Source organism: Pseudomonas sp. PARCl1, assembly GCF_947311875.1.
GTDB lineage: Bacteria > Pseudomonadota > Gammaproteobacteria > Pseudomonadales > Pseudomonadaceae > Aquipseudomonas > Aquipseudomonas juntendi.
In genome coordinates this window covers 1-24752 of sequence record NZ_CAMZMX010000028.1, presented here as the reverse complement: position 1 = coordinate 24752, position 24752 = coordinate 1, and the positions used below count along the sequence as shown (strand labels likewise).

The window sequence follows — 24752 nt, the reverse complement described above, 5'->3', positions numbered from 1 at the left end:
GGCTGTGTTCTCAGGGATCGGGAGATTCGCCGCACATCGCGCGGCGGGCCACAGCCAAACAGTCTTTCAGGATGTTGATTTGAACAACGCGTTAAATAACCAACGGGTGGCCGCATGAGTGCTTCCCTTGCCCGTCTGGAGCGAAAGCTCGGCTACACCTTCAAGAACCAGGACCAGATGCTCCTGGCGCTGACCCATCGCAGTTACGCCGGGCGCAACAACGAGCGCCTGGAGTTCCTGGGTGACGCCATTCTCAACTTCGTCGCCGGTGAAGCGCTGTTCGAGCGTTTTCCGCAGGCCCGCGAAGGCCAGCTGTCGCGCCTGCGGGCGCGGCTGGTCAAGGGCGAAACACTGGCCCGCCTGGCCCGTGGCTTCGACCTTGGTGAGTACCTGCGCCTGGGGTCCGGCGAGCTCAAGAGCGGTGGTTTTCGCCGCGAGTCGATCCTTGCCGATGCGCTGGAAGCACTGATTGGCGCCATTTACCTGGACGCCGACATGGAAACCGCCCGCGAGCGTGTGCTGGCCTGGCTGGCCAATGAGTTCGAGGGCCTGACCCTGGTCGACACCAACAAGGACCCGAAAACCCGCCTGCAAGAGTTCCTGCAGTCGCGCAGCTGCGAGCTGCCGCGCTACGAAGTGGTGGATATCCAGGGCGAGCCGCACTGCCGCACCTTTTTCGTTGAATGCGAAGTGGTGCTGCTGAACAACAAGAGCCGTGGCCAAGGCGTTAGCCGGCGTATTGCCGAGCAAGTTGCCGCTGCGTCTGCACTGATCGCCCTGGGCGTGGAGAATGGCAATGACTGATAGCAACCCGACCCGCTGCGGCTATGTAGCCATTGTCGGCCGCCCGAACGTGGGCAAGTCGACCCTGCTCAACCACATCCTCGGCCAAAAGCTGGCGATTACCTCGCGCAAGCCGCAGACCACCCGCCACAACATGCTCGGCATCAAGACCGAAGGTGATGTGCAGGCGATCTACGTCGATACCCCTGGCATGCACAAGGCCAACGACAAGGCCCTGAACCGCTACATGAACCGCAATGCTTCGGCGGCCCTGAAAGACGTCGACGTGGTGATCTTCGTGGTCGACCGTACCAAGTGGACCGACGAGGACCAACTGGTGCTGGAGCGCGTGCAGTACGTGACCGGGCCGCTGATCATCGCGGTCAACAAGACCGACCGCATGGAAGAGAAGGCCGAGTTGATCCCGCACCTGCAATGGCTGCAGGAGCAGTTGCCGAACGCCGAGGTGATGCCGATTTCTGCGCAGCAGGGCCATAACCTCGAGGCGCTGGAAGCGCAGATCGCCAAGCATCTCCCGGAAAATGACCACTTCTTCCCGGAAGACCAGATCACCGACCGCAGCAGCCGTTTCCTGGCGGCCGAACTGGTGCGCGAGAAGATCATGCGCCAGCTGGGGGCCGAGTTGCCTTACCAGATCACCGTGGAGATCGAGGAATTCAAGCAGCAGGGGCACGTGCTGCACATCCACGCGCTGATCCTGGTTGAGCGCGATGGCCAGAAAAAGATCATCATTGGCGACAAGGGCGAGCGCATCAAGCGCATCGGCTCCGAGGCGCGCAAAGACATGGAAGTGCTGTTCGACTCCAAGGTCATGCTCAACCTGTGGGTCAAGGTGAAGGGTGGCTGGTCCGACGATGAGCGCGCGTTGCGTTCACTGGGTTACGGCGACCTGTAAGCAATACTGTTGGGGCCGCGGTGCGGCCCATCGCTGGCAAGCCAGCTGCCACAGGTACTGCACAAGCCCTGGGGCGATGCGGTCGGTGTGGGAGCTGGCTTGCCGGCGATGGGCTTCACAGCCGCCCCACTGTGCGGTTTTCCTGGCTACAGGGAACGAGTGATCTCCCATGGAACAACCTGTCGGCCAGCCAGCCTATGTGCTGCACAGCCGCGCCTACAAGGAAACCAGTGCGCTGGTGGACTTTTTCACCCCGCAGGGCCGCATGCGCGCGGTACTGCGCCGTGCGCGCGGCAAGGGTGGCAGCCTGGTACGGCCGTTCGTGCCGCTGGAGCTCGAACTGCGCGGGCGTGGCGAGCTGAAGAATGTCGGGCGCATGGACAGCGCCGGCATCGCCGCCTGGTTGCATGGCGATGCACTGTTCAGCGGGCTGTACCTCAACGAGTTGCTGATGCGCCTGCTGCCTGCCGAGGCGCCATTCGTGGCCCTTTTCGAGCACTACGCACTCACCCTGCAGGCCTTGGCCGAGGGGCGCCCGCTGGAGCCGCTGCTGCGTTCGTTCGAATGGCGGCTGCTCGATGAGCTTGGTTACGCGTTTTCCCTGAGCCAGGACGTCAACGACCACCCCATTGCCGCCGATGGCCTGTACCGCTTGCGCGTGGACGCAGGCCTGGAACGGGTCGAGCTGGTGCAACCCGGCTTGTTCCGCGGCACCGAGCTGCTGGCCCTGGCGCAAGCCGATTGGAGCGCGGACGGTGCCTTGCTCGCCGCCAAGCGCCTGATGCGCCAGGCCCTGGCCGTTCACCTGGGCGGCAAGCCACTGGTCAGCCGGGAACTGTTTCGCAAGCGCTGATCACGACGTATGCTGTGGGCCTCAATCTTCAGGAGAGCCTTTCGTGACTCACAGCAACCGCATGCTTCTTGGCGTCAACATCGACCACGTGGCAACCCTGCGCCAGGCCCGCGGCACGCGTTACCCTGACCCGGTCAAGGCTGCCCTGGATGCCGAGGAAGCAGGCGCCGACGGCATTACCGTGCACCTGCGCGAAGATCGCCGGCACATTCAGGAGCGCGACGTGGTGCTGCTCAAGGACGTGCTGCAGACGCGCATGAACTTTGAAATGGGCGTCACCGATGAGATGATGGCCTTTGCCGAGAAAATTCGCCCGGCGCACATTTGCCTGGTACCTGAAACCCGTCAGGAGCTGACCACCGAAGGTGGCCTGGACGTGGCCGGGCAGGAGGCACGGATCAAGGCGGCGGTCGAACGCCTGGCACGCACTGGCGCCGAAGTGTCGCTGTTCATCGATGCTGACGAGCGGCAGATCGAGGCCTCACGCCGGGTCGGCGCCCCCGCCATCGAGCTGCACACCGGGCGCTATGCCGACGCGCAAACCCCAGGCGAGGTGGCCGATGAGCTGCGGCGCATTGTCGACGGTGTGGCGTTTGGCGTGGGTCAGGGGCTGGTCGTCAATGCCGGCCATGGCCTGCATTACCACAACGTCGAGGCGGTGGCGGCGATCAAGGGTATCAATGAGCTGAACATTGGCCACGCATTGGTGGCGCATGCCCTGTTCGTGGGCTTCAAGGCTGCTGTGGCCGAGATGAAGGCCCTGATCGTCGCGGCTTCGCGCTGATATGTCAGTTGCCTGTACCAGCCTATTCGCGGGTACAGGCGGCCGATCACTCGGCAGGAAACACCAGCGTGAAGCGGGTCGGCCCCAAGGGGCTGCTGCTCACCTCGACCCGCCCGCCGTGCAGTTGCATGATCGATTTGACGATCGCCAGCCCCAAGCCGGTCCCGCCCTCCAACCGCGAGCGCCCCGAACCCACCCGGTAAAAGCGTTCGAACAGCTGTGGCTGCTCAGCCGCAGCGATGCCTGGGCCACGGTTCTGCACAGATAGCCGTATTTCGTTGCCTGTACGCTGGATATGCAAGTCGACCGGTTCACCCTCAGGGCTGTGCCGTATGGCATTGCTCAACAGGTTCGACAGCGCCCGTTGAACCATCAACCGGTCGCCCAACGCCGTGCCCCAACCCTGCACCCGCAGCGCTACGCCTTTGAGCTCGGCACTGAAGGTGAACAGCTCGACTACCCGGGCAGTTTCGTCGGCCAACGCTAAGGGCTTGAGCGCCACCTGGGTTTGCGGTTGGCTGACCTGGGCAAGAAACAGCATGTCATTGATGATGCGGTTGAGCCGGGTCAGCTCCTCGATACTGTCTTCCAGCACCTCCCGGTAGTTGGCGTTCTCCCGTTCGCGCGCCAGGGTCACCTGGGCCTTGCCCATCAGGTTGCTCAAGGGGGTACGCAGTTCGTGCGCCAAGTCGTCGGAGAACTGCGCGAGCTGGCTGACACCCTGGTCAAGGCGGTCGAGCATCACGTTGATGCTGCGCGCGAGTTCAGCCAGTTCCAGTGGCAGGCCGCTGGCGGGCAGGCGATGCTGCAGGTCCTGGGCCGAAACCTGGCCAGCGATGCGCCGAAAATGTCGCAGGGGCTTGAGGCCGCGCTGCATCAGCCACCAGGCCCCCGCGCCAATCAGCAGCAGCATCAGTGGCAGCGCCAGCAGGGTTGAGTGCAGGTACGCCTGCAACAGGGCGTTATCGTCGGCGCGGTTGAGCGACATCAGCACCTTGACCGGGGTGTTGTCACGCAGGCGCATCAACCGGCTGACGGTCAGGATCTGGTTGCCGCTGCTGTCGCGCCAGGCGTGAAAGGTTAGGCGTTCGTCGGTGGGCAGCTCAGCGACGCGCGAGTCCAGTGCCGGCCCCAGGCTGAGCAGGTGTGGGTGGCGGCTTTCCTGCGCCAGCACGCTGAGGCTGAGGTTGTCGTGCCCCATCACCAGGTCGAGCAGGGGGTGGGCCCTGGTGCCCAGGTCCTCGCTGCGCAGATCGACCCGCAGGTTGTGCTCGACTTGCAGCATCTTGCGCGCCAGGTCCCCGCGTGCGCGGCTGTCCAGCTCGTGATCCAGGGCGAACACGGCCAGGCAGGCCAGCAACAACACCAGCGCAGCGCCCATCAGCGTGACGCTAAGGCCCAGGCGCAAAGAGAGGCTGGTAGTCTTCAAAAACGCGCCTCCAGCACGTAACCGACACCGCGCAGGGTATGGATCAGTTTGTTGTCGAACGGGTCGTCGATCTTGGCGCGCAGGCGCCGGATCGAGACCTCCACCACATTGGTGTCGCAATCGAAATTCATGTCCCACACCATTGAGATGATCTGCGTGCGCGACAGCACTTCACCGGTCTGACGCATCAGCAGGTGGAGCAGGGCGAACTCCTTGGCGGTCAGGTCGATGCGTTGCCCGGCGCGATAGGCGCGGTGGCGGCCCGGGTCCAGCTCAAGGTCGGCGACCCGCAGGGTACTGGGTTGCAGTTGCTGGTCGTTGCGGCGCAGCAGGCTGCGAATGCGCGCCAGCAGTTCAGGGAATTCAAAGGGTTTGAGCAGGTAGTCATCGGCGCCCAGGTCCAGGCCCTTTACCCGGTCGGCCAGGCGGCCATGGGCGGTCAGCATCATGATGCGCGTGGTCGATTCGGCACGCAGGCGCTGAAGTACGGTCCAGCCATTGAGCTCGGGCAGGTTGACGTCGAGGATGACCAGGTCGTACGGGTGCTGGCGTGCCAGGTGCAGGCCGTCGGTGCCGGTATGGGCGCAGTCGACCACATAGCCGTTTTCGCGCAGCCCTTGCTGCAGGTAATCGGCGGTACGCAGCTCGTCCTCGATGATCAGTAGGCGCATGGGTTGGCTCGGTGTGGTGGAAAGGGGGCGATTCTCGACCCTGTAGTGACATCAGGGTCAAGGCGCAGGATGTTACGGCATGCGTTAGCGGCCGAGGCGTAGATAACGGATTTGTAATGCGGGTGTTATCTGGCTGTCCGTTGCGGCGCCGGCACATTGCAGGACTGTAATCCGCGCCTCACCTTGCTGTTAGCCAGCCTCTGCGACCATGGCCTGACTGATCGGCTACCACGAGGCAACCCCGATGAACCTGACCAAATACCTACTGTTGGCCACCCTTGCCCTGGGCAGCGCCAGTGTCTACGCCGAGGGCGGTGCGGAGCGCTCCAGGCAGTTCTGGCAAGCGTTCCGCGAAGACCAGCAGCGCCTGCACGGCGACAAGCAGCAGGCCGTGGCCGAGCGCGAGCGCAAGGCGCAAGAGAAGGCCCGTGAGGTGGCCAAGGATTGAGTCGCAGCAGCGGCGCCGGCACTGCTCCCCGGCGTCGCTGGCTTCAGGCGCCCGCATGGGTAATGCCTGTCAGTTAAGCGTTAATGGGGCTGCAAAGCAGCCCCATTAACGCTTAACTGACTGGCATTACCCCCATGGGCGCTTTTTTTATTTGCGCGCCAGCAGGGTGGCCCGGCGTGGTGCGGGCAGGCCTTCGATGGTCTTGCTGTGGTCGTTCGGGTCGAGGAAGTCAGCCAAGGACTGGTAACGCATCCAGTCGGTGCTGCGCTGCTCTTCAATGCTGGTCACACTCACGTCGACGCAGCGTACGTCGCTGAAGCCGGCACGGCGCAACCAGCGCGCCAACGCCGGTACCGAAGGCAGGTACCAGACATTGCGCATCTGTGCGTAGCGGTCTTCGGGCACCAGCACCTGGTTTTCATCACCCTCGACCACCAGGGTTTCCAGTACCAGCTCCCCCCCTTTGACCAGGCAGTCCTTCAGCGCCAGCAGGTGCTCGATGGGCGAGCGGCGGTGGTAGAACACGCCCATGGAAAACACCGTATCGAACCCTTCCAGGTTGGCCGGCAGTTCTTCGAGCGCGAAAGGCAGATGCCAGGCGGGCAGTTCCGGCAGGTATTGCTGCACCGCCTGGAACTGGCAGAAAAACAGCCAGTTGGGGTCGACGCCGATCACCATGTCGGCGCCCGCACCGAGCATGCGCCACTGGTAGTAGCCGTTGCCACAACCGACATCGAGCACACGTTTGCCCTTGAGATCCAGGTGAGGGGCCACGCGAGACCACTTCCAGTCGGAACGCCATTCGGTGTCGACGTGCACGCCGAACAGGTCGAACGGGCCTTTGCGCCAAGGTGACAGGCCCATCAAGGCCTGGCGCATCTGTGCACGGGTGGCCGCGTCGCAGTCGCAGTCCAGGCGCAGGCCGTTCACCAGGTCGACTTCACTCGGTTGCACGGCGGGCAAGGCTTCCAGCGCACCGCGCCAGCGGTCCAGGTCACCGTGGCCCTTTTCCAGCTTGGCTTGCAGTTGCGCTTGCAGGCCTTGCGACCAGGAAGCCAGGGGGGTACCCGCCAGGCGGCGGACCAGGGAAGACAGATCGATCATGGCAGGGCTATCAACGAGGCGAAGTTAAGGCATTGGAACCACGGCACCACTTTCGAGAAGCCGGCGGCAAGCAGGCGCTCCTGGTGGGTTTCGAGGGTATCGGGGCGCATCACATTTTCAATGGCGCTGCGTTTCTGGGCGATTTCGAGTTCGCTGTAACCGTTGGCCCGCTTGAAGTCCAGATGCAGCTCATTGAGCAGGTCCTGGGCTCGCTCATCGGCGAAGCGCAGTTTTTCCGACAGGATCAACGCACCGCCGGGCAGCAGTGCCTGGCGGATGCGGGCAAGCAGTGCCAGGCGTTGGTCGGGGGCGATGAATTGCAGGGTGAAGTTCATCGCCACCACCGAGGCGGGCTCGAAGGGGAGGGCGAGGATATCGGCTTCGAGCACCTGTACCGGCAACAGCTCCTGGAACATCGAGTCCTGGGCGGTGAGGTACTGGCGGCAGCGCTCGACCATGGCGGCGGAGTTGTCGACCGCGATCACCCGGCAACCATCGCTGCGCACATGCCGGCGCAGCGACTGGGTGACCGCACCCAGCGATGCGCCCAGGTCGTAAAGGGCGGTATGCGGCTGGGCAAAGCGTGCGGCCAGCACACCGAGGTTTTCCACGATGGTTGGATACCCCGGCACCGAGCGCTTGATCATGTCTGGGAACACGCGCACCACGTCCTCGTTGAAGACGAAGTCGGGCACTTGCTCCAGGGGTTGGGCAAAAAGGCGGTCGGGTTGTTTGCTCACGGCGGATCCAGGCTGCGGGTGGTAGGCAAGGGCGGCATTCTAGCCAAACCGCGGCCTGGATGCATGATTGGCTGACCGGCGCTGCAGCTCAGTTGACCCGAAGGGCGCAATCGAAGGTTTGCACGGGCGCGACGTCGGTGGCCCAAGGCTGCTGGTAGACCAGCACCAGCTTGCCTTCACCCCGGGCGTGGGCCTGGTAGCGCCAGGTGGACAAACCCGAGCTGCCGACCATGCCTGTGTCGTCTGGCGCGCTGTAGACCTCGGGGCCAAGGCTGTGCAGTACACCGGCTGCCGGGTCCTGCACACGCCAACGGTAGCCGGTAGAGGGGTTGCTGGGCAGGCTCAGCGTGAGGTTCTGGCCAACCTGCAGGCGGATGGGGCACTCGCTTTCGGCGTCCAGTTCGACGGGTTGAGTGGGTTGCTGGGCGCAGGCGCCCAGCAGGGCGAAGCTCAGGGGAACGAGCAGACGAGGGGCGGCCATGTTGGCTCCGGAGGCTGGCGATGGCCTGAGGATAACCGATGATCAAGGAAATTTGTGGGGCTTGTGCCTGATGCCGGTCAGCCAAGCGATTGGGGCCGCTGTGCGGCCCATCGCCGGCAAGCCGGGCTCCCACAGGCTGGGCGCTGGCTTGCCATCGATGAGCTGCAAAGCAGCCCAGGGCCTGTCAGAACAGTACTTTCGCCACGTCGGCAAAGCGTTTGGCAAAATGCACTGTCAAACCTTCGCGCAGGTAGTCCGGCAGTTCCTCGAAGTCGCCGCGGTTAGGCTCTGGCAAGATCAATTCGAAGATCTTCTGCCGCCGTGCCGCGATCACTTTCTCGCGCACCCCGCCAATGGGCAGCACCTGGCCGGTGAGGGTAAGTTCGCCGGTCATGGCCACCCCTTTCTTCGGTGCCTGGTTGCGGGCCAGCGACAGCAGGGCACTGGCCATGGTGATGCCAGCGCTCGGCCCGTCCTTGGGGGTGGCCCCTTCAGGCACATGCAGGTGAATGAAGGCTTCGTTGAAGAAACCGGGGTCACCCCCGAACTGCTTGAGGTTGGAGCTGACGTAGCTGTAGGCGATCTCGGCCGATTCCTTCATCACATCGCCCAGCTTGCCAGTCAGCTTGAAGCCGCGGTTGAGGGTGTGGATGCGGGTTGCCTCGATCGGCAAGGTCGCGCCGCCCATGCTGGTCCAGGCCAGGCCGGTGATCACACCTTTGCCCGCCAGTACTTGCTCGCTGCGGAACACCGGCATGCCGAGTGCGGCCTCCAGGTCCTTGGTGCCGATTTTCAGCTTGGCGTCCGGGTTTTCCAGCAGCTTGACCACCGCCTTGCGCACCAGCTTGCCCAATTGCTTTTCCAGCTGGCGCACCCCGGCCTCTCGGGCGTAGCCCTCGATCACCGTGCGCAGCGCGCTGTCGCTGATGCTCAGGCTGGCCTTGGCCACCCCGGCCTTTTGCAACTGCTTGGGCCACAGGTGGCGCTTGGCGATGGCCAGTTTTTCTTCGGTGATATAGCCGGACAGGCGGATCACTTCCATGCGGTCCAGCAACGGGCCGGGGATCGAGTCCAGGGTGTTGGCGGTACATACGAAGAGCACTTTCGACAGGTCCAGGCGCAGGTCCAGGTAGTGGTCGAGGAAGTCGACGTTCTGTTCCGGGTCGAGGGTTTCCAGCAGCGCCGAGGCCGGGTCGCCCTGGTAGCTCTGACCCATTTTGTCGATCTCGTCGAGCATGATGACCGGGTTCATCACTTCGACATCCTTCAACGCCTGCACCAGCTTGCCGGGTTGGGCGCCGATGTAGGTGCGGCGGTGGCCCTTGATCTCGGCCTCGTCGCGCATGCCGCCGACGCTGAAGCGGTAGAACGGCCGGCCGAGCGACTCGGCAATCGACTTGCCGATACTGGTCTTGCCCACGCCGGGCGGGCCTACCAGCAGCACGATCGAGCCGCTGATCTCGCCCTTCCAGGCGCCAACGGCGAGGAACTCGAGGATGCGTTCCTTGATGTCGTCGAGGCCTGCATGGTGCTGGTCGAGTACCTTGCGCGCGTGCTTGAGGTCGAGCTTGTCCTTGCCGTGGATGCCCCATGGCAGGGCAGTGGCCCATTCCAGGTAGTTGCGGGTAACGGCGTATTCGGGCGAACCGGTTTCCAGAATGGCCAGTTTGCCCATTTCTTCATCGATGCGTTTGCGCGCCTGCTCGGGCAGGGTCTTGCCTTCCAGGCGCTGCTCGAACTGCTCCAGGTCGGCACTGCGGTCGTCCTTGGTCAGGCCCAGCTCCTGCTGAATGACCTTGAGCTGTTCCTTGAGGAAGAACTCGCGCTGATGCTCGCCAATCTGGCGGTTCACCTCGGCCGAAATCTCGTTTTGCAGGCGGGCGACTTCGACCTCCTTGCGCAACATGGGCAGCACTTTTTCCATGCGCTTGAGCATGGGCACGCAGTCCAGCACTTCCTGCAACTGGCCGCCGGTAGCCGAGGTCAGCGCGGCGGCGAAGTCGGTGAGCGGCGACGGGTCGTTAGGGCTGAAGCGGTTGAGGTAGTTCTTCAGCTCTTCGCTGTAAAGCGGGTTGAGCGGCAGCAGTTCCTTGATCGCGTTGATCAGGGCCATACCGTAGGCCTTGACCTCGTCGGTAGGCTCGGCGGGCTGGCGCGGGTATTCCACTTCGACCAGATAGGGCGGGCGGTGATGCTTGAGCCAGGTACGGATACGCACCCGGGTCAGGCCTTGGGCCACGAACTGCAGCTTGCCGTTTTCACGGCTGGCATGGTGCACCTTGACCAGCGTGCCGTACTGCGGCAAAGCCGAGGTATCGAAGTGGCGGTGGTCTTCTGCCGGCGTGTCCATGAAGAAAAGGGCCAGGCAGTGGTCAGGGGACTTGGCGACCAGATCAAGGGTTTCCGCCCAGGGCTCTTCGTTGACGATTACAGGCAGTACCTGGGCCGGGAAGAACGGGCGGTTGTGGATCGGAATCACATAGACCTTGTCCGGCAGTTGTTGGCCGGGCAGGGCGAGGGCGTGGCCGGCTTGGGCCTGGGGGGTGGTGTGTTCGACTTCGCTGTGTTCGTCGGGGTGTTCCGGGAAATCCTGCTGGTCGCTCATGGGGCACCTGCGTGAATGACTATGGTGCTTAGATGGGGCGCAGGGGATTGGGTTTCAAGTTTCAAGCTGCAAGGTGCAAGCTGCAAGCTGCAAGCTGCAAGCTGCAAGCTACAAGCTACAAGCTACAAGCTACAAGCTACAAGCTACAAGAAAAAAGCGGGACCGCATTGGCCCCGCTTGTACTTGCAGCTTGTAGCTTGTGACTTGCAGCTTGTAGCTTGTGACTTGCAGCTTGTAGCTTGTGACTTGCAGCTTATTCAGCCAGTTTGTAAGCGATGATGTAATCGCCCATCCGCGTACCCAGCGAGCCATGCCCGCCCGCGGTCACCAGCACATATTGCTTGCCGTCCTTGCCGGTGTAGGTCATCGGGGTGGCTTGGCCACCCGCTGGCAGGCGGGCTTTCCACAGTTCCTTGCCGTTGTTCACGTCGTAGGCGCGCAGGTACTGGTCGAGGGTCCCGCTGAGGAAACCGACGCCGCCTGCGGTCACGATCGAGCCGCCCATGCTGGGCACGCCAACCGGCAGGCCGATCGGCACGGGTGTGCTGTCACGGGTGGTGCCGTTCTTGTGCTTCCACACGACTTTGTTGGTGAACAGGTCGATGGCGGCCACGTAGCCCCAGGCCGGGGCCTGGCACGGCACGCCCAGGGGCGACATGAACGGGTGCATGGTCACGGCATACGGGGCACCGGTGTTCGGCTGCACGCCGCTGGTTTCGCTTTCGCGCTTGCTGCCCTCGGCAACCTGTTCACGCGGCACCATCTTCGACACGAATGCCATGTAGTTGGGCGAGGTGAACAGCAACTGGCGCACCGGGTCGACCGATACGCTGCCCCAGTTGAACACGCCTACGTTGCCTGGGTAGACCAGCGAGCCCTGCTCGGACGGTGGGGTGTACTGGCCCTCGTAGCGCAGTTCGCGGAACTGGATGCGGCACAGCATCTGGTCGAACGGGGTGGCGCCCCACATGGCTTGTTCGGTCAGGTCCGGGCCCAGCAGGTTGAGGTCGGAACGGGCCTGGGTCGGCGAAGTGTGGTCGCCTTTCACCGCACCTTGCGGCGTGGGGATTTCACGGATCGGCACGATTGGCGTACCGTCGCGGCGGTCGAGTACATACAGGCTACCCTGCTTGGTCGGCACGATGATCGCCGGTTTCACGCCATCGTCGGTCTTCAGGTGCACCAGGGTCGGCTGGCTGCCGACGTCCATGTCCCACAGGTCGTGGTGGGTGAACTGGTAGTTCCAGCGAGCCTTGCCGGTCGCAAGGTCCAGGGCCACCACACCAGCGCTGTACTTCTCGGCGCCTGGGGTGCGGTCAGCGCCCCACTGGTCTGGGGTCTGGTTACCCAGCGGCAGGTAGATCATGCCGAGGTCTTCGTCGACACTGGCGATCGACCACATGTTGGCCGAGTTGCGGCTGTACATCTTGCCGGGGGCCAACGGCTTGGTGTCTTCCGGGTTGTTGCTGTCCCAGTTCCACACCAGGTGGCCGTCGTGCACGTCATAGGCGCGGATAACGCCAGACGGCTCGTTGGTGGACTCGTTGTCGGTGACATGGCCGCCGATGATCACCAGGTCGCGGGTAATGGCCGCGGGCGAGGTGGAGTAATAGCCGCCGGCGGTGAACGGGCCGATGCCGGTTGTCAGGTCGATCACACCCTGGTTGGCGAAGCCTTCGCAGACCTTGCCGTTATCGGCGTTGATGGCGATCAGGCGCGCATCTGCGGTGGGCAGATACAGGCGGCGCGGGCAAGCCTGCGCAACGGCTTGGCCGGCGTCGCTGATTTTCGGGGCCGGGCTGCCGTCGCGGCTGACGTAGCGGTTCTCGTCATAATACGAAACCCCGCGGCAGGTCATGTGGGCAAAGCCTTTGAAGGTGCCGGTGGGGCTCTTCACCTGCGGGTCATAGCGCCAGATTTCCGCGCCGGTGTCCGGGTCGAGTGCCAGCAGGCGGCTATGCGCGGTGCAGGCATACAGCATGCCGTTGACTTTCAGCGGGGTGTTCTGGTTGGTCAGCTCGACCGGGTCGTTCTCGGTCGGCAGGTCACCGGTGCGGATGCGCCAGGCTTCTTCCAGGCGGTAGGCGTTCTGCGGGGTGATCTGGCGCAGTGGCGAATAGCGGTCGCCATGCTCGGTACGGCCATAAGCCTGCCATTCGCCGTCCGGCATGCTCGGCGCGGCGCTGGCCATCTCGCTGCTGTCGCGGCCCAGTTCGCCAAACACCTCACCCGGGTGGGTGAACTGGCTGCCCAGGGCGCAGGCGCCTGCGGCCACCACGGCCACGCTGAGCAGCGCCGTGTTGGCAGTGCTGGCCGGGCCGATCAGCGGGCGGCGCGCCCACGGCAGCAGCAGGACCACGCCGATGGCGAACCAGATGGCCAGGCGCGGCACCAGTTGCCACCAGTCCAGGCCGACTTCTAGCAAGGCCCACACCGTGCTGCCTAGCAGCACCAGGCCGTACAGGCCCAAGGCAATGCGCCGTTGGGCCAGCAGCAGAATGCCCGACAAGGCAAAGCCGATACCGGCAACAAGGTAGTACAGCGAGCCGCCCAGCTGGCTCAACTTGATGCCGCCGGCCAGCAGGGCCAGGCCCATCAGCAACAGCAGCGCGCCAATCAGGCGCGGTAGCCAGCGGCTTCCAGTGTTGGCACCTTCAGTGCTCATTTCAGGTTCTCCGTCACGTCAAAAAAATTCAGAAACTGCTTTGGATCTTCAGGCCACCGACCAGGGCGCCATCAACTTGCGACACGCCGCCGGGATGGCGGATGTACTGCAGGTTCGGGCGGACCGTGAGCCAGTTGGCCACATGAATGCCGTAGTACAGCTCGGCGCTGTATTCCGTGTCTTGCACAGGCAGGAAGCCGGGGTTGTCGTAATCGTCAAGGCCGGCTGCCTGGTTGGCCAGGCGGGCGTTCTTGCGGTAGCCAGGGTTGACGTGCACGCGGGCGAGGGCGAAGCCGATGTCGTCCTTGGCGCGGGCATCGAAAGGCCCTTTGAATACCAGTCCTGCCTGAACATAGTTGTCGATGACATTGGTTTTCTTGTCGTGCATCGTTGCGTTGGCGAATAGGCTCAGGCCACGCGAATGGTCGGAAGCCAGTGCAGTCACCTGCTGCTGGGCGCCGAGCCACACGCCATGCTTGCTCGAGCTGCTGCGGTAGGCGCCGCCGCTCAGGGCTGCCGGCTGGCCGTTGCTGTCCTTGAGAACATCGTGTGCCTTGGCATTACTGTAGTAGTAGCCGGCGCGATATTCCCCTTTCAGGCCTTTGACGCGCGGGCTCCATACCAGTTCGACTGGCATGACCGCACCTTGGGTGCCGCTGCCACTGAGCTTGAAGCCGTTACCTGACTCGAGGTTGGACGGGTTCTGTTCGAACACGCCAACCTGCGCGTACAACGTGGGGCTGAGGTTGTAGCGCACGCGCAGGGCCCATTGGCTGACCGGCCAGTTGTACCAGATGCCACCCACCCAGTTGCCCACCTGCGAGCCGCAGAAGGCCAGGTTCTGGAAGTCACAGGGGAAACTGTTGAAGTCCTCGCCTTCGCCGAAACGGCCGAATTTCACGTCCAGTGCGCCGTCGAAGTACTTCTGCTTGATCCACATTTGCGTCAGCCGCCAGGTTTCACCGCGGCCCCATACTTCCTGGGCCGAGGTAAAGCCACCCACGCGTGGGTCATTGATGCGGTCGTTGCTGATGTTGTCGCCGTGGCGCTCGGTGATGGTCAGTTGCACTTCGGTGTCGTGCCAGCCAAGGATCTTGTCCAGGTCCAGGTGGCTGCCAAAGGTGAACTGGTCGCTGTAGCGCGCGGTACGATCATGGTCGTAGCCACCGTGCAGGTTGCTGCCCATCTCGCCGGTGTAGCCGAGGGTGAAGTCGTAGCCTTGTTCAAGCAACCGGGTGCGGGTGCCGCCCCAGTCGCCGAGCATCCACGGGGAGTCGTTGGCGAACATTTCGCTGGCGCAGGTGGGGGTCGCCAAGGCAGCAAGGGCGACGCCTATGTAACAGGTTTTGGGCAGTTGGAGCATGAGATAGCGCTATCTTCTGATTATTGAAAAAACGGCAAGCGCATCGAAAGGCCAGGCTTTCAATGGATGTGGCAACGTGGGAGTTCAGTGAAGCGTTTCAGCTTGCGGCGGGGAGGATATAGGGGAAGGCGTCAGAAAAAAAGACAAATTGTCGCAGGTCATTATTGTTCAATTGGTAATAATGCCCTTCGGGGTCTGCTCTGCGCAGTACCTGCGCCTACCCAGGTATGGCGCAGTACGTGTAGGAAATGGCTTGCCGGCGATTGGGGCGCAATGCGCCCCCACCATTTCAAAAGGTGGTACGCAGGCCCACTTCCACACTGCGCCCCGGTGCTGGCGCGATATCGCGCAGAATCGAGCTGGCATAGCGCACGGTCTGGTCGGTCAGGTTCTCACCGCGCACGAACGCCAGCCACTGGCTCTGGCCAACGTCGAAGCGGTAGCCGACGCTGGCCCCCAGGGTGGTATAGCCATCGGTGCTGCTTTCGTTGGCCGGCTTGCGGTGCTGAGAGGCGGCGTGCTGCACGTCCACCCGGGCCTGCCAGCGGTCCAGCTCCCAGACCAGGCCACTGTTCAGGCGTAGCGGAGCAATGCGGGGCAGCGGCTCGCCGCTGTCAAGGTTCTTGGCCCGGGTGTAGTCACCCGACAATTCCAGGGCAAAGCTGCCATAACGGTTCTCGACCAGCTGCCAGCGGTCCTGGGCCTCGATGCCGTAGAAGCGTGCCCGCACACCTTGGTACTGGTACTCCGGGAAACCTTCGTCGTGATCATGGTCAGCTTCGTCGTGGTCGTGATCATGCCCGCCTTCGCGCAGGTTGCCGGTGCCGATCAGGCCGATGTAATTGCGGAAGTGGCTGTAGAACAGCCCGACGCTGCCCTTGTGCGTACCGTTGTCGAAGCGTAACGCCAGGTCGGCGGAAATGGCCTTTTCCTTGTTCAGGCTGGCATCACCGACTTCATAGGCACCGGTGGCGACGTGGGCGCCATTGGCATACAGCTCGTAAAAGGTCGGGGCGCGTTCGGTATAGCCAAGGTTGGCCGCCAGCGACCAGACCGGGTCGAGTTGGTACACCGCGCCCGATGACAGGCTGAACGCATTGAAGCTGCTGGTGCTGTTGGCGTCGACGAAGTTCTCGTTGCCTTTGGCATCCGGGTCCACGCGGGTGTGTTCCATGCGTGCGCCCAGGCTCAGGTTCAGGCGCTCGGTCGCTTGCCACTGTTCGAGCATGAACAACGCCAGGCTGTCGGTATCGGTGTGCGGCACGAAGGCCTCTTCGCCCAGGGCAGAGAATTCGTTGCGGCTGACTTGTGCACCGATCACGCCCTCTACCGGCCCGAGCGGCTGGTGGCGGGCTTCGATACGCGCTTCGTAGCCTTTGTTCTTGAACGTGGTGTGAACCTCGCCTTCCTCTATTTCGCTGTGTTCGTAGTCGGTGTAGCCGGCATCGACCTTGACCGAGCTGAACGGGCCGTCGAGGTCGCGCAGTTCGGAGGCGAAGGCGTAGTGGTCCTGTTTCATGTCCAGGCGCACGCCGGATTCGGCCACCGAGCCGTAGTTGCTGTCGTAGCGGCTGTACGACAGGCCGGCGTAACCGTGGTCCCAGTGGTAGGCACCGCCGATGGCGCCGCCATCCTGGCGGCCATCGCTGTTTTCCAGGCGGTGCTTGCTGCCGGGCTCTTCGGCATCGCGCACTTTCGCGCTACGGGCGTAGCCAGGAATGCGCAGGTCATTGAACTGACGGCTGTTGGCATCCAGGTGCAGGGCGAAGGTGCCATCGCCGGCTTCTAGCTTGCCGGCGCTGCTGCGGGTGGTGTCGGCGCCGCCGTATCGCAGTTCACCGGCGCCGTGAATGCCCTCGATGGGGGCGTCCGGGATGCGGTTGTCAAAGGTGTTGACCACGCCGCCAATGGCGTTGCCGCCGTACAGCAGTGCGGCTGGGCCGCGCACGATTTCGACACGATCGACGGTCACCGGGTCCAGCGGCACGGCATGGTCGTAGGACAGCGAGGAGGCATCCAGGGCGCCTACGCCGTTGCGCAGGATGCGAATGCGATCGCCATCCAGGCCACGAATGACCGGGCGGCTGGCGCCAGGGCCGAACCAGGTCGAGGCGACACCGGGCTGCTTGTTCAGGGTTTCACCGAGGCTGCCGTGCTGCTGTTGCAGCAGGTTGTCGCCTTCGAGCACGGTGCTGGGCGCGGCCAGTTGGCGGTTGCCCAGCGGGTTGGCCGTGATCACCTGGGGTTCAAGTTCCACCGCGTGGCTGGGCGAAGCGGCCAGCCAGAGCGCGACGGCAAGGGGGGAAAGGCGAAGCGGTGCAGACAACATGAGAGTGGGACGTTCCTTGGCAGATGCTCATATAATGTTACAACATAACATAACTATTTCAGCATAGAGGTTTCTTCCCTGGCCAGCGTTTTTCTGCGGCCTCGCCGGATCCCACCCGCCACTACACTCGTGTAAGGTGCGCATCTTTCCCACGGAGTACAGCATGAGCACGGCCCAACACAACGCGCTGCACGGCAAGACCCTCGAACAGATCCTTACCGAGCTGGTGGTGCATTACCAATGGCAGGGCTTGGCCGAACGCATTGACGTGCGTTGCTTCAAGAGCAACCCGACGATCAAGTCGAGCCTGACCTTCTTGCGTAAAACCCCTTGGGCGCGGGAAAAGGTCGAGCAGTTGTACGTGAAGCTGCAGCGTCAGGCCTGAACGTGCTGCGGCGACCTTGGCTGACCGGCATGGCGGTGCTGGGCTGGTTCGGCCTGACCGTGCAGGTGTACCTGGTACTGCTGGCGCGTTGGCAGGAGCAGGCCAGCCTGATCGGCGGCCTGATCAACGTGTTTGGCTATTTCACGGTGTTGACCAACACCTTGGTGGCCACGGTGCTCAGTTATGCGGCGTTTGGCCGCGAAGGCCGGGCCAGGCATTTTTTTCTGTCGCCGTCGGTGAGTTCCGCGGTGGCCGCGAGCATTGTGCTGGTAGCGCTGGCCTACAGCGTGTTGCTGCGCCACTTGTGGCAGCCAGAGGGCTGGCAATGGCTGGCCGACGAGTTGCTGCACGATGTGATGCCGGCGCTGTATGCCTTGTACTGGTGGTGTGAGGTGCCCAAGGGCCATTTGCGTCTGCGGCACCTGGCGCTGTGGGCACTCTACCCGGCCGTATACTTTGGCTACGCCTTGTGGCGGGGTAGCGAGATTGGCCTGTACGCCTACCCGTTCATCGATGTGGCGAGGCTGGGGTACGGGCAAGTGCTGCTCAATGCCCTGGGCGTGCTGGCGGGGTTCTGGGGGATCGGGCTGGTGTTGCTGGGGCTGGATCGTTGGCGTGGGGCGCAAAAGTTTGTTTAGCCTGTGCCGGCCTCTTCGCGGGCAAGCCCGCTCCTACAGGAATACCACCGTCTCCAAGGCTGGTGATGTACCTGTGGGAGCGGGCTTGCCCGCGAAGAGGCGTAACAGGCTGAAGCCGATTATTCGTCGTCCCCAGCCCCGTCGGCCCGCCAGTAAGCCGCGGCTTTCAAAGCATCCTCGGGCACGCCTTTTTCCAGCAGCAGCGCCTTGGCCTGGCGGGTCAGGGTTTTTTCCAGCGCTACCCAGGCGTACAACCGGCCTTGCGGCAAGGTCAGGTTCTGCACCAATGCCAGCAGGTCTTCCTCGTGGCGGCGTACCCAGATCACCTCGACCTGCGCCTTGCTCGGCAGCGGCTGGCGCTCCTGCTCATCCTCGATCTGGATCACCGCCAGCACCTGGCGGCCAGCGGGCAGCTCCTCAAGCCGCCTGCCGATTGCCGGGATGGCCGTTTCATCGCCGATCAGCAAGTAGCTGTCGAACACATCCGGCACCACCAGTGAAGCGCGTGGCCCGGCGATATTCAGGGTTTGCCCGACCGCGGCCTGCGCCGCCCACGTGGAGGCAGGGCCGTCGCCATGCAGGACGAAGTCGATGTCCAACTCGTTGGCCACCAGGTCTATGCGCCGTGGCGTGTATTCACGCATGGTGGGCCGTACGCCACTGTCCTTGCCCAGCTTGCGGGCCTCAATGGCCTGTTGCTGCTCAGGGGTTTCGCCGAACAGCAGCTTGATGTGGTCGTCGCTGCCCAAGCTGGTGAAGCCTTGCAGTTCGGCACCGCCGAGGGTGATGCGGCGCATGCGCGGCGTCAGCTCGGTGACCCGCAGCACCTGCAGGCGGCGCTGGCGAATCTCGTGGTTGACGCGGTGAATGCTGTTAGTCATGGGGCGTCTCCGTAGCAGCGTCGGCCGGCCCGGAAGCGATGGCCGTGGCGGTGTGGTTGAGCAGGTCGCGAACCCTATCGATTTCTTCAGGTGTCCAGCGGCCGCTGTGCATGTGCAGCGCATGGCGCAGGTTGCCCACCGCTTCGTGAATTTCAGGCGGGCGGTCGTGGCCGCGCAAGGCGCGCTTGCTGACTTCGATGCGCATGCGCACGCCGTCCAGCGCCACCGCCTGGTCCGCCAGTGCACGGCGGCCGGCCTCGGTGATGGCGTACAGGCGCTTGCTGCCCTGCACCTGGCCGCTGATCAGCTCGGCTTCTTCAAGAAAATTCAGCGTGGGGTAGATCACCCCGGGGCTCGGGCTGTAACTGCCTTCGAACAGGTTCTCGATCTGGCGGATCAGGTCGTAGCCATGGCCGGGCTGGTTTGCGAGCAGGTCGAGCATCAGCAACTTGAGGTCACCGGGGGCAAATACGCGGGGGCCGCGTTCGCCGCGCCCGGGGCGCCGTTCGAAGGGGTCATGGGGGGTATGTTCACGCATGGGAATAGGGGGCTCCTTCTTTGCGATATATCGTAAGATATTACTCAAGATATATCTAAAGACAAGCCCTCAATTGCTGATGATCCTCATCTAATGGTTCGATTCGTCCGCTTTCGTGGTCGAGTTGGCGGCCACTTCCGGCGGCTTGCACGCGTTCGGATTGCCCGGCTGCAGGTATGGCATGAGGATCGGTGCCATGCCCTTGAGTACCTGCACCGGCAGCGCCGAAGTGAACTTGAATGCCTCTGCCGAACGCCCTGGCACGAACGCGGTCAAGGTGCCGAAATGGTTTTCGCCCAGGAAGAACACGAAGGTGGCGGTACGGTTGAGCGACCGCGAGCCGATCAGCCGGCCGCCGGCGCCAAAGCTTTCGATGCGGTTGTCACCGGTACCGGTCTTGCCGCCCATCACCAGGGGCGTGCCGTCCTGCAGCTTGAAACTGCCGGAGATGCGCCGGGCGGTGCCGGCATCGACCACCTGCGACATGGCGCCTTTGAGGGCGCGTGCCACCTCGACCTGCAGAATCCGCACCCCCCGGTCCGGGTCGCTGATCAGTTTGGTCTCGTAGGGGGTGTTGGCGGCAAAATGCAGGGTGTCGATGCGCAGTGTAGGCAGGCGAATGCCATCGTTCTGGATGATCCCGACCAGCTCCGAGAGGGCGGCAGGGCGGTCGCCCGAGCTGCCGATGGCGGTCGCCAGTGACGGCACCAGGTGGTCGAACGGGTAGCCTACGCGCTTCCAGCGCTGGTGGATGTCGAGGAACGCTTCGATTTCCACCATGGTGCGGATGCGGCTGTCGCGAGCGCCCTGGTGGCGGCTCTTGAACAGCCAGCCGTAGACCTCCTGGCGCTCGAAGCGGCTGGCGTTGACCATCTCGCTCAAGGTCGAACTGGGGTTCTTCAGCAGGTAGCCGAGCAGCCACAGGTCCAAGGGGTGGACCTTGGCAATGTAACCCTGGTCGGGCAGGTCGTACTTGCCCGGGCCATAGGCTTCGTACATCTCGGCCAGGCGGCCATCGCTGAGTTTGCCCAGGGCGCTCTTGTCACCCTTGAGGTAGGCGCGGACAAAGGCATTGAACGTTTGCTGGCCCGCTTCGGGGAACAGGTAGCGGTGCACGGCGGCCAACCGTTGCGGGGTCACGCGCATGCTGTCGAGGAAGGTATCCAGGCGCTGTTGCGAGGTCTTGCGCTGGTATTTCTTCCAGAAGCGCATCAGGTAGTTGGTGCCTTCCTTGTCGGCAAAGCGCGCCAGGTATTCCTGGCGACGCGGGTCGGCGTCATCCTTGAGCAGCGGTACGCGGTTGTAGGGCTGCTGGTAGGTCACATAGCGCACCAGGTCGCGCATCAGGCGGATGAAGGGCAAGTTGATCGACTCGCGCAGGGCATCCTTGAGCGTGGGGTTGCGGCTGTTGTCTTCCTTGCGGAAGTTGTTGAACACATGCATGCCGCCGCCGGTGAAAAACGCCTCGCCGGTGCTGGCCGAGTACTTGCGCTCCAGGGCGGCGTCGAGCATGGCATCCAGGCTCTGGTTCTTGCTGTTCTGCGCCAGCCAATCCAGTGACCATTGGGTGATGCGGTCAAGCTCGGCGACGTCGACCTTTTTCAGCTCGGCGACAGGCTTGCCGGCATACTTGTCGTGCAGTTCGGCAATGATCTCCAGGTAGGTCGTCAGTACCCGCAACTTCGCCGTGGAGCCCAGCTCCAGCTTGCTGCCTTCGTTGATGTCGAATGGCTGGTCGGTACTGTCGGTCTGCACCCTGACCCGCGAGCCATCGGCGGTGCGTTCGAACAGGGTGAAGCTGTAGCTCACCTGGTCGGTGGTCTTGGCGGTGAGCAGGCGCTCGCCGATCAGGCCGATCTGCGCAGCGAAAGCCGGGTCGGCAAGGTTTTTCAGGTATTGGCTGACCTGCAATTGCAGGTCAGCCTGCAGGGTGCTGGTAGCCGATACATCGAGGCGGTCGAGGTCGTACAGCGGGCGGTTGAGCATGGCCGCCAGGCGGTTGCGCGCCAGGCTGATACCCTTGTTGGTGACGATGGGCACGATGGTCGGTTGCGCCACCCAGTCGCGGTACACCGCCTTGCTGGCCAGCGCTGCCTCGGCCAGTGGCTGTTCGATGACCTTGTTGGCGGCCAGCACGCGGATGTGCGAGTCGGTCAGCTCGGCCAGTTCCACCCGGCCTTTGGACAAGTAATGCGAGGGCCGCCGCTGGGCGATCATCAGCGACAGCACCTGGCGCAGGGCCAGGCCACGCGCCGCCATGCTTTGCGGGTCAGTGGCGGTGGACGTCAGCGCCTGGTTGACCTGGTCGAAATCGGCGCCGTACCACACCCGCAGCCCCTCGGCCATGCCGTGCACCTCGCCGTGCCCAGGCACGGCCGACAGTGGCACGCTATTGAGGTAGTCACGCACGATGCGCTGGCGGGCCTCGGTGGTGTCGGGGCCGCCCTGGTACGCGCGCACGCTGGCCGAAATCATCTGGCGGATCTTCTCGGCCCCCGACACGGTCAGGCCATCTGGGGAGTGGCGATACTTTTCCAGTTGCGTGGCCAGGGTGCTGCCACCCGCCGACTGGCCGGGCAGCGCCAGGTACTTGGCCACCTGGCTATAGGCGGCCTTGGCGAAGCGCGGCCAGTCCACGGCCGGGTTGTTGCGCGGGTCGTGGGTGTCAAGCAGGTCGCGGTTCTCGATGAACAGCAGGCTATTGACCATCACGGGCGGGATGGCAGCGAAGTCAGGGTACAGGTGCTGCGGGTAGTTGTACTGGTAGAGCATGTCGCCACGGCAGTCGGTGATCGACAGGCCCGCCTGGATCTTCTCGATATAGGGCACGAACAGCCCATGCTCGACGTAGTTCATCAACGCCGGGGAAAACCTGACCTGTTCGCTGATCAGGTAGTCACGCTTGAGCAGGCGCGGCAGAAATTCACCCAGGGCACTGTAGCCCAGGCGTTTGTCGAACGGCCCGTCACCGGGGTAGACGATGGCGTCGCTGGGGCCGGGCTGCAGCGAGTAGGTGAGGGTGCTGGCGAGCTTGCTGAATTCCCGCGACTGCAACTCGGACGTGCGAAATTCGTCGTAGGCGGCGAAGCCGACAGCCACCAGCGCCACCAGCACGATGAGGATGATCAGCCGCCACCATAGCCGACGCTGCCGGGGGGTCTTGCGTTGTGGCGTCTCGGCCGGCGGTGTCTCGGGTGCTTCCGTCCTGCTTGGTTCCGATTGCCACAGTGCGCCCATAGTCTTCAATCCGGCCAGGTATTTTCGTCTTGCTTGCCTGAAGCTTAGACGGTGAGCGGGTATGCGGAAACATTTGTCGGCGCTGATCAAGGTACCGGGGGCTCCGGAGAACTCGCTGATTATTCATGGATATACAGCGAAAACCCCTTCAGCGGTCTTCCTATACTGCTCGCCCCTTCGCCCTGCCGGGTTGCGCTGACCCGGCCCGCAGGCCGGCCCAAAAGGCCAGCTTGGCAAGCCAAGGCCACGCCTATCGGCGTGGCGGGTGCTGCACGAAGGCAAATCCAATAACAAAATGAGGTTGAATCGCTATGCCAGTCGGCAACCACCCTGCCCATGGCCAGCCCACCCAAGGCGGCCCGCTCAAGCGTGAACTGGGCGAACGGCATATCCGTCTGATGGCGCTGGGCGCCTGTATCGGTGTCGGTCTTTTCCTAGGCTCGGCCAAGGCCATCGAAATGGCCGGCCCGGCCATCATGCTGTCCTACATCATCGGTGGCCTGGCCATTCTGGTGATCATGCGCGCCCTTGGTGAAATGGCCGTGCACAACCCTGTCGCCGGCTCGTTCAGCCGCTATGCGCAGGACTACCTCGGCCCGCTGGCGGGCTTTCTTACTGGCTGGAACTACTGGTTCCTGTGGCTGGTGACCTGTGTTGCGGAAATTACCGCGGTAGCCATCTACATGGGAATCTGGTTCCCCGACGTGCCCCGCTGGATCTGGGCCCTGGCGGCGCTGGGCAGCATGGGGGCGGTCAACCTGGTAGCGGTCAAGGCCTTCGGCGAATTCGAGTTCTGGTTCGCCCTGATCAAGATCGTCACCATCATCGCCATGGTGCTGGGCGGCGTCGGCATCATTGCCTTCGGCCTGGGCAATGACGGTGTGGCAGTGGGCATCGCCAACCTGTGGAGCAACGGCGGCTTCATGCCCAATGGCGTGACCGGCGTGCTGATGTCGCTGCAGATGGTGATGTTCGCCTACCTGGGCGTGGAAATGATCGGTTTGACTGCCGGTGAAGCCCGTAACCCGCAAAGGACCATTCCGCAGGCCATCGGCTCGGTGTTCTGGCGCATCCTGCTGTTCTATGTCGGTGCGTTGTTCGTGATTCTGTCGATCTACCCGTGGAACGAAATTGGCAGCCAGGGCAGCCCGTTCGTCATGACCTTCGAGCGCCTGGGCATCAAGACCGCCGCGGGCATCATCAACTTCGTGGTCATCACTGCGGCGCTGTCCTCATGCAATGGCGGCATCTTCAGCACCGGGCGCATGCTCTATAGCCTGGCGCAGAACGGCCAGGCCCCGGCGGCCTTCGCCCGTACCTCGAACAACGGGGTACCGCGCAATGCGCTGCTGCTGTCCATCGGCGCGCTGCTGCTGGGTGTGCTGGCCAACTACCTGGTGCCGGAGAAGGTCTTCGTCTGGGTGACGTCGATTGCCACCTTTGGCGCGATCTGGACCTGGGTGATGATCCTGCTGGCGCAGTTGAAATTCCGTGCCGGCCTTACCCCTGTCGAGCGCCAGGGGCTGAAGTACCGCATGTGGTTGTGGCCGCTGAGCTCTTACCTGGCATTGGCGTTCCTGGTGCTGGTGGTGGGCCTGATGGCGTACTTCGAGGACACCCGGGTGGCGCTGTACATCGGCCCGGCATTTCTGGTGCTGCTGACCGTGCTGTACCACGTGTTCCGGTTGGCACCCAAAAACGTGCAGGGTACGGCCAGTACCGCTTCCTGACCTGAGTTGGCCGGGGCCGCGCTGCGGCCCATCGCCGGCAAGCCAGCTCCCACAGGGATCGCCTTAGGGCTGACAGGTGTTTGCCACAAGGTATGGCAGCGCCTGTTAGAGCGAGCGCCGCCCGCGCGGCGCATCGCGAGCTGCGCTCGCTCCTAGTATGTTGTGACTGGCC

Annotated in this window: 20 protein-coding genes; 8 read left to right on the top strand and 12 right to left on the bottom strand. The window is 63.4% G+C overall.

Features of this window, described 5'->3' with window-relative positions:
* The first annotated feature begins 114 nt into the window (after positions 1-114).
* From rnc to pdxJ, 4 genes are all read left to right on the top strand, one after another.
* Complete coding sequence (gene rnc, locus QME24_RS15695) at positions 115-804, top strand: ribonuclease III (protein ID WP_009684761.1); 690 nt, start codon at positions 115-117, stop codon at positions 802-804.
* Positions 797-1699 (top strand): GTPase Era, encoded by a 903-nt coding sequence (gene era, locus QME24_RS15690; RefSeq protein ID WP_003252061.1) that lies wholly within the window; start codon positions 797-799, stop codon positions 1697-1699. Before rnc ends, era begins: the two co-directional genes overlap by 8 nt.
* A gap of 169 nt (positions 1700-1868) precedes the next feature.
* Complete coding sequence (gene recO, locus QME24_RS15685; protein WP_182389388.1) at positions 1869-2552, top strand: DNA repair protein RecO; 684 nt, start codon at positions 1869-1871, stop codon at positions 2550-2552.
* A gap of 43 nt (positions 2553-2595) precedes the next feature.
* Positions 2596-3336, top strand: a complete 741-nt coding sequence (gene pdxJ, locus QME24_RS15680) for a pyridoxine 5'-phosphate synthase (RefSeq protein WP_280091556.1) — start codon at positions 2596-2598, stop codon at positions 3334-3336.
* Between the two features lie 46 nt (positions 3337-3382).
* Here the strand turns inward: pdxJ and QME24_RS15675 are convergent, their stop codons facing one another.
* Entirely contained in the window at positions 3383-4765 is a 1383-nt protein-coding gene (locus QME24_RS15675; RefSeq protein ID WP_054905117.1) for a heavy metal sensor histidine kinase, read from the bottom strand.
* Positions 4762-5436 carry a heavy metal response regulator transcription factor gene (locus QME24_RS15670; protein WP_054905118.1) on the bottom strand — a complete coding sequence of 225 codons (675 nt, stop codon included), beginning with the start codon at positions 5434-5436 and terminating at the stop codon, positions 4762-4764. The genes QME24_RS15675 and QME24_RS15670 overlap by 4 nt, the downstream gene beginning before the upstream one ends.
* Before the next feature lie 244 nt (positions 5437-5680).
* Between QME24_RS15670 and QME24_RS15665 the strand changes: the two genes are divergently transcribed.
* Positions 5681-5884, top strand: coding sequence for a hypothetical protein (locus QME24_RS15665; RefSeq protein ID WP_009684756.1), 204 nt, complete (start codon positions 5681-5683; stop codon positions 5882-5884).
* Between the two features lie 147 nt (positions 5885-6031).
* Here the strand turns inward: QME24_RS15665 and cmoB are convergent, their stop codons facing one another.
* From cmoB to QME24_RS15630, 7 genes are all read right to left on the bottom strand, one after another.
* Positions 6032-6988, bottom strand: a complete 957-nt coding sequence (gene cmoB, locus QME24_RS15660) for a tRNA 5-methoxyuridine(34)/uridine 5-oxyacetic acid(34) synthase CmoB (RefSeq protein WP_054905119.1) — start codon at positions 6986-6988, stop codon at positions 6032-6034.
* Positions 6985-7728: a carboxy-S-adenosyl-L-methionine synthase CmoA gene (cmoA, locus tag QME24_RS15655; RefSeq protein ID WP_054905120.1), complete on the bottom strand. Its 744-nt coding sequence runs from the start codon at positions 7726-7728 to the stop codon at positions 6985-6987. Before cmoA ends, cmoB begins: the two co-directional genes overlap by 4 nt.
* Before the next feature lie 88 nt (positions 7729-7816).
* Positions 7817-8209 carry a protease inhibitor I42 family protein gene (locus QME24_RS15650; RefSeq protein WP_054905121.1) on the bottom strand — a complete coding sequence of 131 codons (393 nt, stop codon included), beginning with the start codon at positions 8207-8209 and terminating at the stop codon, positions 7817-7819.
* Between the two features lie 184 nt (positions 8210-8393).
* A complete protein-coding gene (lon, locus tag QME24_RS15645; protein WP_009681961.1) occupies positions 8394-10814 on the bottom strand; it encodes an endopeptidase La in 2421 nt (806 codons plus the stop codon).
* A 253-nt stretch (positions 10815-11067) separates the two neighbouring features.
* Positions 11068-13479 (bottom strand): glucose/quinate/shikimate family membrane-bound PQQ-dependent dehydrogenase, encoded by a 2412-nt coding sequence (locus tag QME24_RS15640; RefSeq protein WP_054905123.1) that lies wholly within the window; start codon positions 13477-13479, stop codon positions 11068-11070.
* Between the two features lie 28 nt (positions 13480-13507).
* Entirely contained in the window at positions 13508-14842 is a 1335-nt protein-coding gene (locus QME24_RS15635) for a carbohydrate porin (protein WP_009681959.1), read from the bottom strand.
* A gap of 289 nt (positions 14843-15131) precedes the next feature.
* Positions 15132-17171, bottom strand: coding sequence for a TonB-dependent receptor (locus tag QME24_RS15630; protein ID WP_154211089.1), 2040 nt, complete (start codon positions 17169-17171; stop codon positions 15132-15134).
* A gap of 163 nt (positions 17172-17334) precedes the next feature.
* On the opposite strand from QME24_RS15630, the gene QME24_RS15625 reads away from it, so the two are divergent.
* Together QME24_RS15625 and QME24_RS15620 are read left to right on the top strand one after the other, a co-directional pair.
* Positions 17335-17556 (top strand): VF530 family protein, encoded by a 222-nt coding sequence (locus tag QME24_RS15625; protein WP_009681956.1) that lies wholly within the window; start codon positions 17335-17337, stop codon positions 17554-17556.
* Between the two features lie 2 nt (positions 17557-17558).
* The gene (locus QME24_RS15620) at positions 17559-18194 is read left to right on the top strand and encodes a Pr6Pr family membrane protein (protein WP_054905125.1); all 636 of its coding nucleotides are present in this window, start codon (positions 17559-17561) and stop codon (positions 18192-18194) included.
* 119 nt (positions 18195-18313) lie between these two features.
* On the opposite strand, the gene QME24_RS15615 is transcribed toward QME24_RS15620, so the two are convergent.
* The 3 genes from QME24_RS15615 to QME24_RS15605 form a co-directional block, all read right to left on the bottom strand.
* Entirely contained in the window at positions 18314-19075 is a 762-nt protein-coding gene (locus QME24_RS15615; protein WP_054905126.1) for a siderophore-interacting protein, read from the bottom strand.
* Positions 19068-19613, bottom strand: coding sequence for a PadR family transcriptional regulator (locus tag QME24_RS15610; RefSeq protein WP_054905127.1), 546 nt, complete (start codon positions 19611-19613; stop codon positions 19068-19070). Before QME24_RS15610 ends, QME24_RS15615 begins: the two co-directional genes overlap by 8 nt.
* Before the next feature lie 90 nt (positions 19614-19703).
* The gene (locus QME24_RS15605; protein WP_054905128.1) at positions 19704-22850 is read right to left on the bottom strand and encodes a transglycosylase domain-containing protein; all 3147 of its coding nucleotides are present in this window, start codon (positions 22848-22850) and stop codon (positions 19704-19706) included.
* 311 nt (positions 22851-23161) lie between these two features.
* Here QME24_RS15605 and QME24_RS15600 point away from each other — a divergent pair, with 311 nt between their 5' ends.
* Positions 23162-24580, top strand: coding sequence for an amino acid permease (locus QME24_RS15600; RefSeq protein WP_054905129.1), 1419 nt, complete (start codon positions 23162-23164; stop codon positions 24578-24580).
* Positions 24581-24752 lie beyond the last annotated feature (172 nt).

What these genes read in the sequence shown, in the direction of transcription:
- QME24_RS15610 (WP_054905127.1), bottom strand. Translation starts at nt 19,613, where the DNA reads ATGCGTGAACATACCCCCCATGACCCCTTCGAACGGCGCCCCGGGCGC.
- rnc (WP_009684761.1), top strand. Translation starts at nt 115, where the DNA reads ATGAGTGCTTCCCTTGCCCGTCTGGAGCGAAAGCTCGGCTACACCTTC.
- QME24_RS15640 (WP_054905123.1), bottom strand. Translation starts at nt 13,479, where the DNA reads ATGAGCACTGAAGGTGCCAACACTGGAAGCCGCTGGCTACCGCGCCTG.
- QME24_RS15625 (WP_009681956.1), top strand. Translation starts at nt 17,335, where the DNA reads ATGAGCACGGCCCAACACAACGCGCTGCACGGCAAGACCCTCGAACAG.
- era (WP_003252061.1), top strand. Translation starts at nt 797, where the DNA reads ATGACTGATAGCAACCCGACCCGCTGCGGCTATGTAGCCATTGTCGGC.
- lon (WP_009681961.1), bottom strand. Translation starts at nt 10,814, where the DNA reads ATGAGCGACCAGCAGGATTTCCCGGAACACCCCGACGAACACAGCGAA.
- QME24_RS15605 (WP_054905128.1), bottom strand. Translation starts at nt 22,850, where the DNA reads ATGGGCGCACTGTGGCAATCGGAACCAAGCAGGACGGAAGCACCCGAG.
- QME24_RS15635 (WP_009681959.1), bottom strand. Translation starts at nt 14,842, where the DNA reads ATGCTCCAACTGCCCAAAACCTGTTACATAGGCGTCGCCCTTGCTGCC.
- QME24_RS15615 (WP_054905126.1), bottom strand. Translation starts at nt 19,075, where the DNA reads ATGACTAACAGCATTCACCGCGTCAACCACGAGATTCGCCAGCGCCGC.
- QME24_RS15630 (WP_154211089.1), bottom strand. Translation starts at nt 17,171, where the DNA reads ATGTTGTCTGCACCGCTTCGCCTTTCCCCCCTTGCCGTCGCGCTCTGG.
- QME24_RS15670 (WP_054905118.1), bottom strand. Translation starts at nt 5,436, where the DNA reads ATGCGCCTACTGATCATCGAGGACGAGCTGCGTACCGCCGATTACCTG.
- cmoB (WP_054905119.1), bottom strand. Translation starts at nt 6,988, where the DNA reads ATGATCGATCTGTCTTCCCTGGTCCGCCGCCTGGCGGGTACCCCCCTG.
- recO (WP_182389388.1), top strand. Translation starts at nt 1,869, where the DNA reads ATGGAACAACCTGTCGGCCAGCCAGCCTATGTGCTGCACAGCCGCGCC.
- QME24_RS15650 (WP_054905121.1), bottom strand. Translation starts at nt 8,209, where the DNA reads ATGGCCGCCCCTCGTCTGCTCGTTCCCCTGAGCTTCGCCCTGCTGGGC.
- QME24_RS15665 (WP_009684756.1), top strand. Translation starts at nt 5,681, where the DNA reads ATGAACCTGACCAAATACCTACTGTTGGCCACCCTTGCCCTGGGCAGC.
- QME24_RS15600 (WP_054905129.1), top strand. Translation starts at nt 23,162, where the DNA reads ATGCCAGTCGGCAACCACCCTGCCCATGGCCAGCCCACCCAAGGCGGC.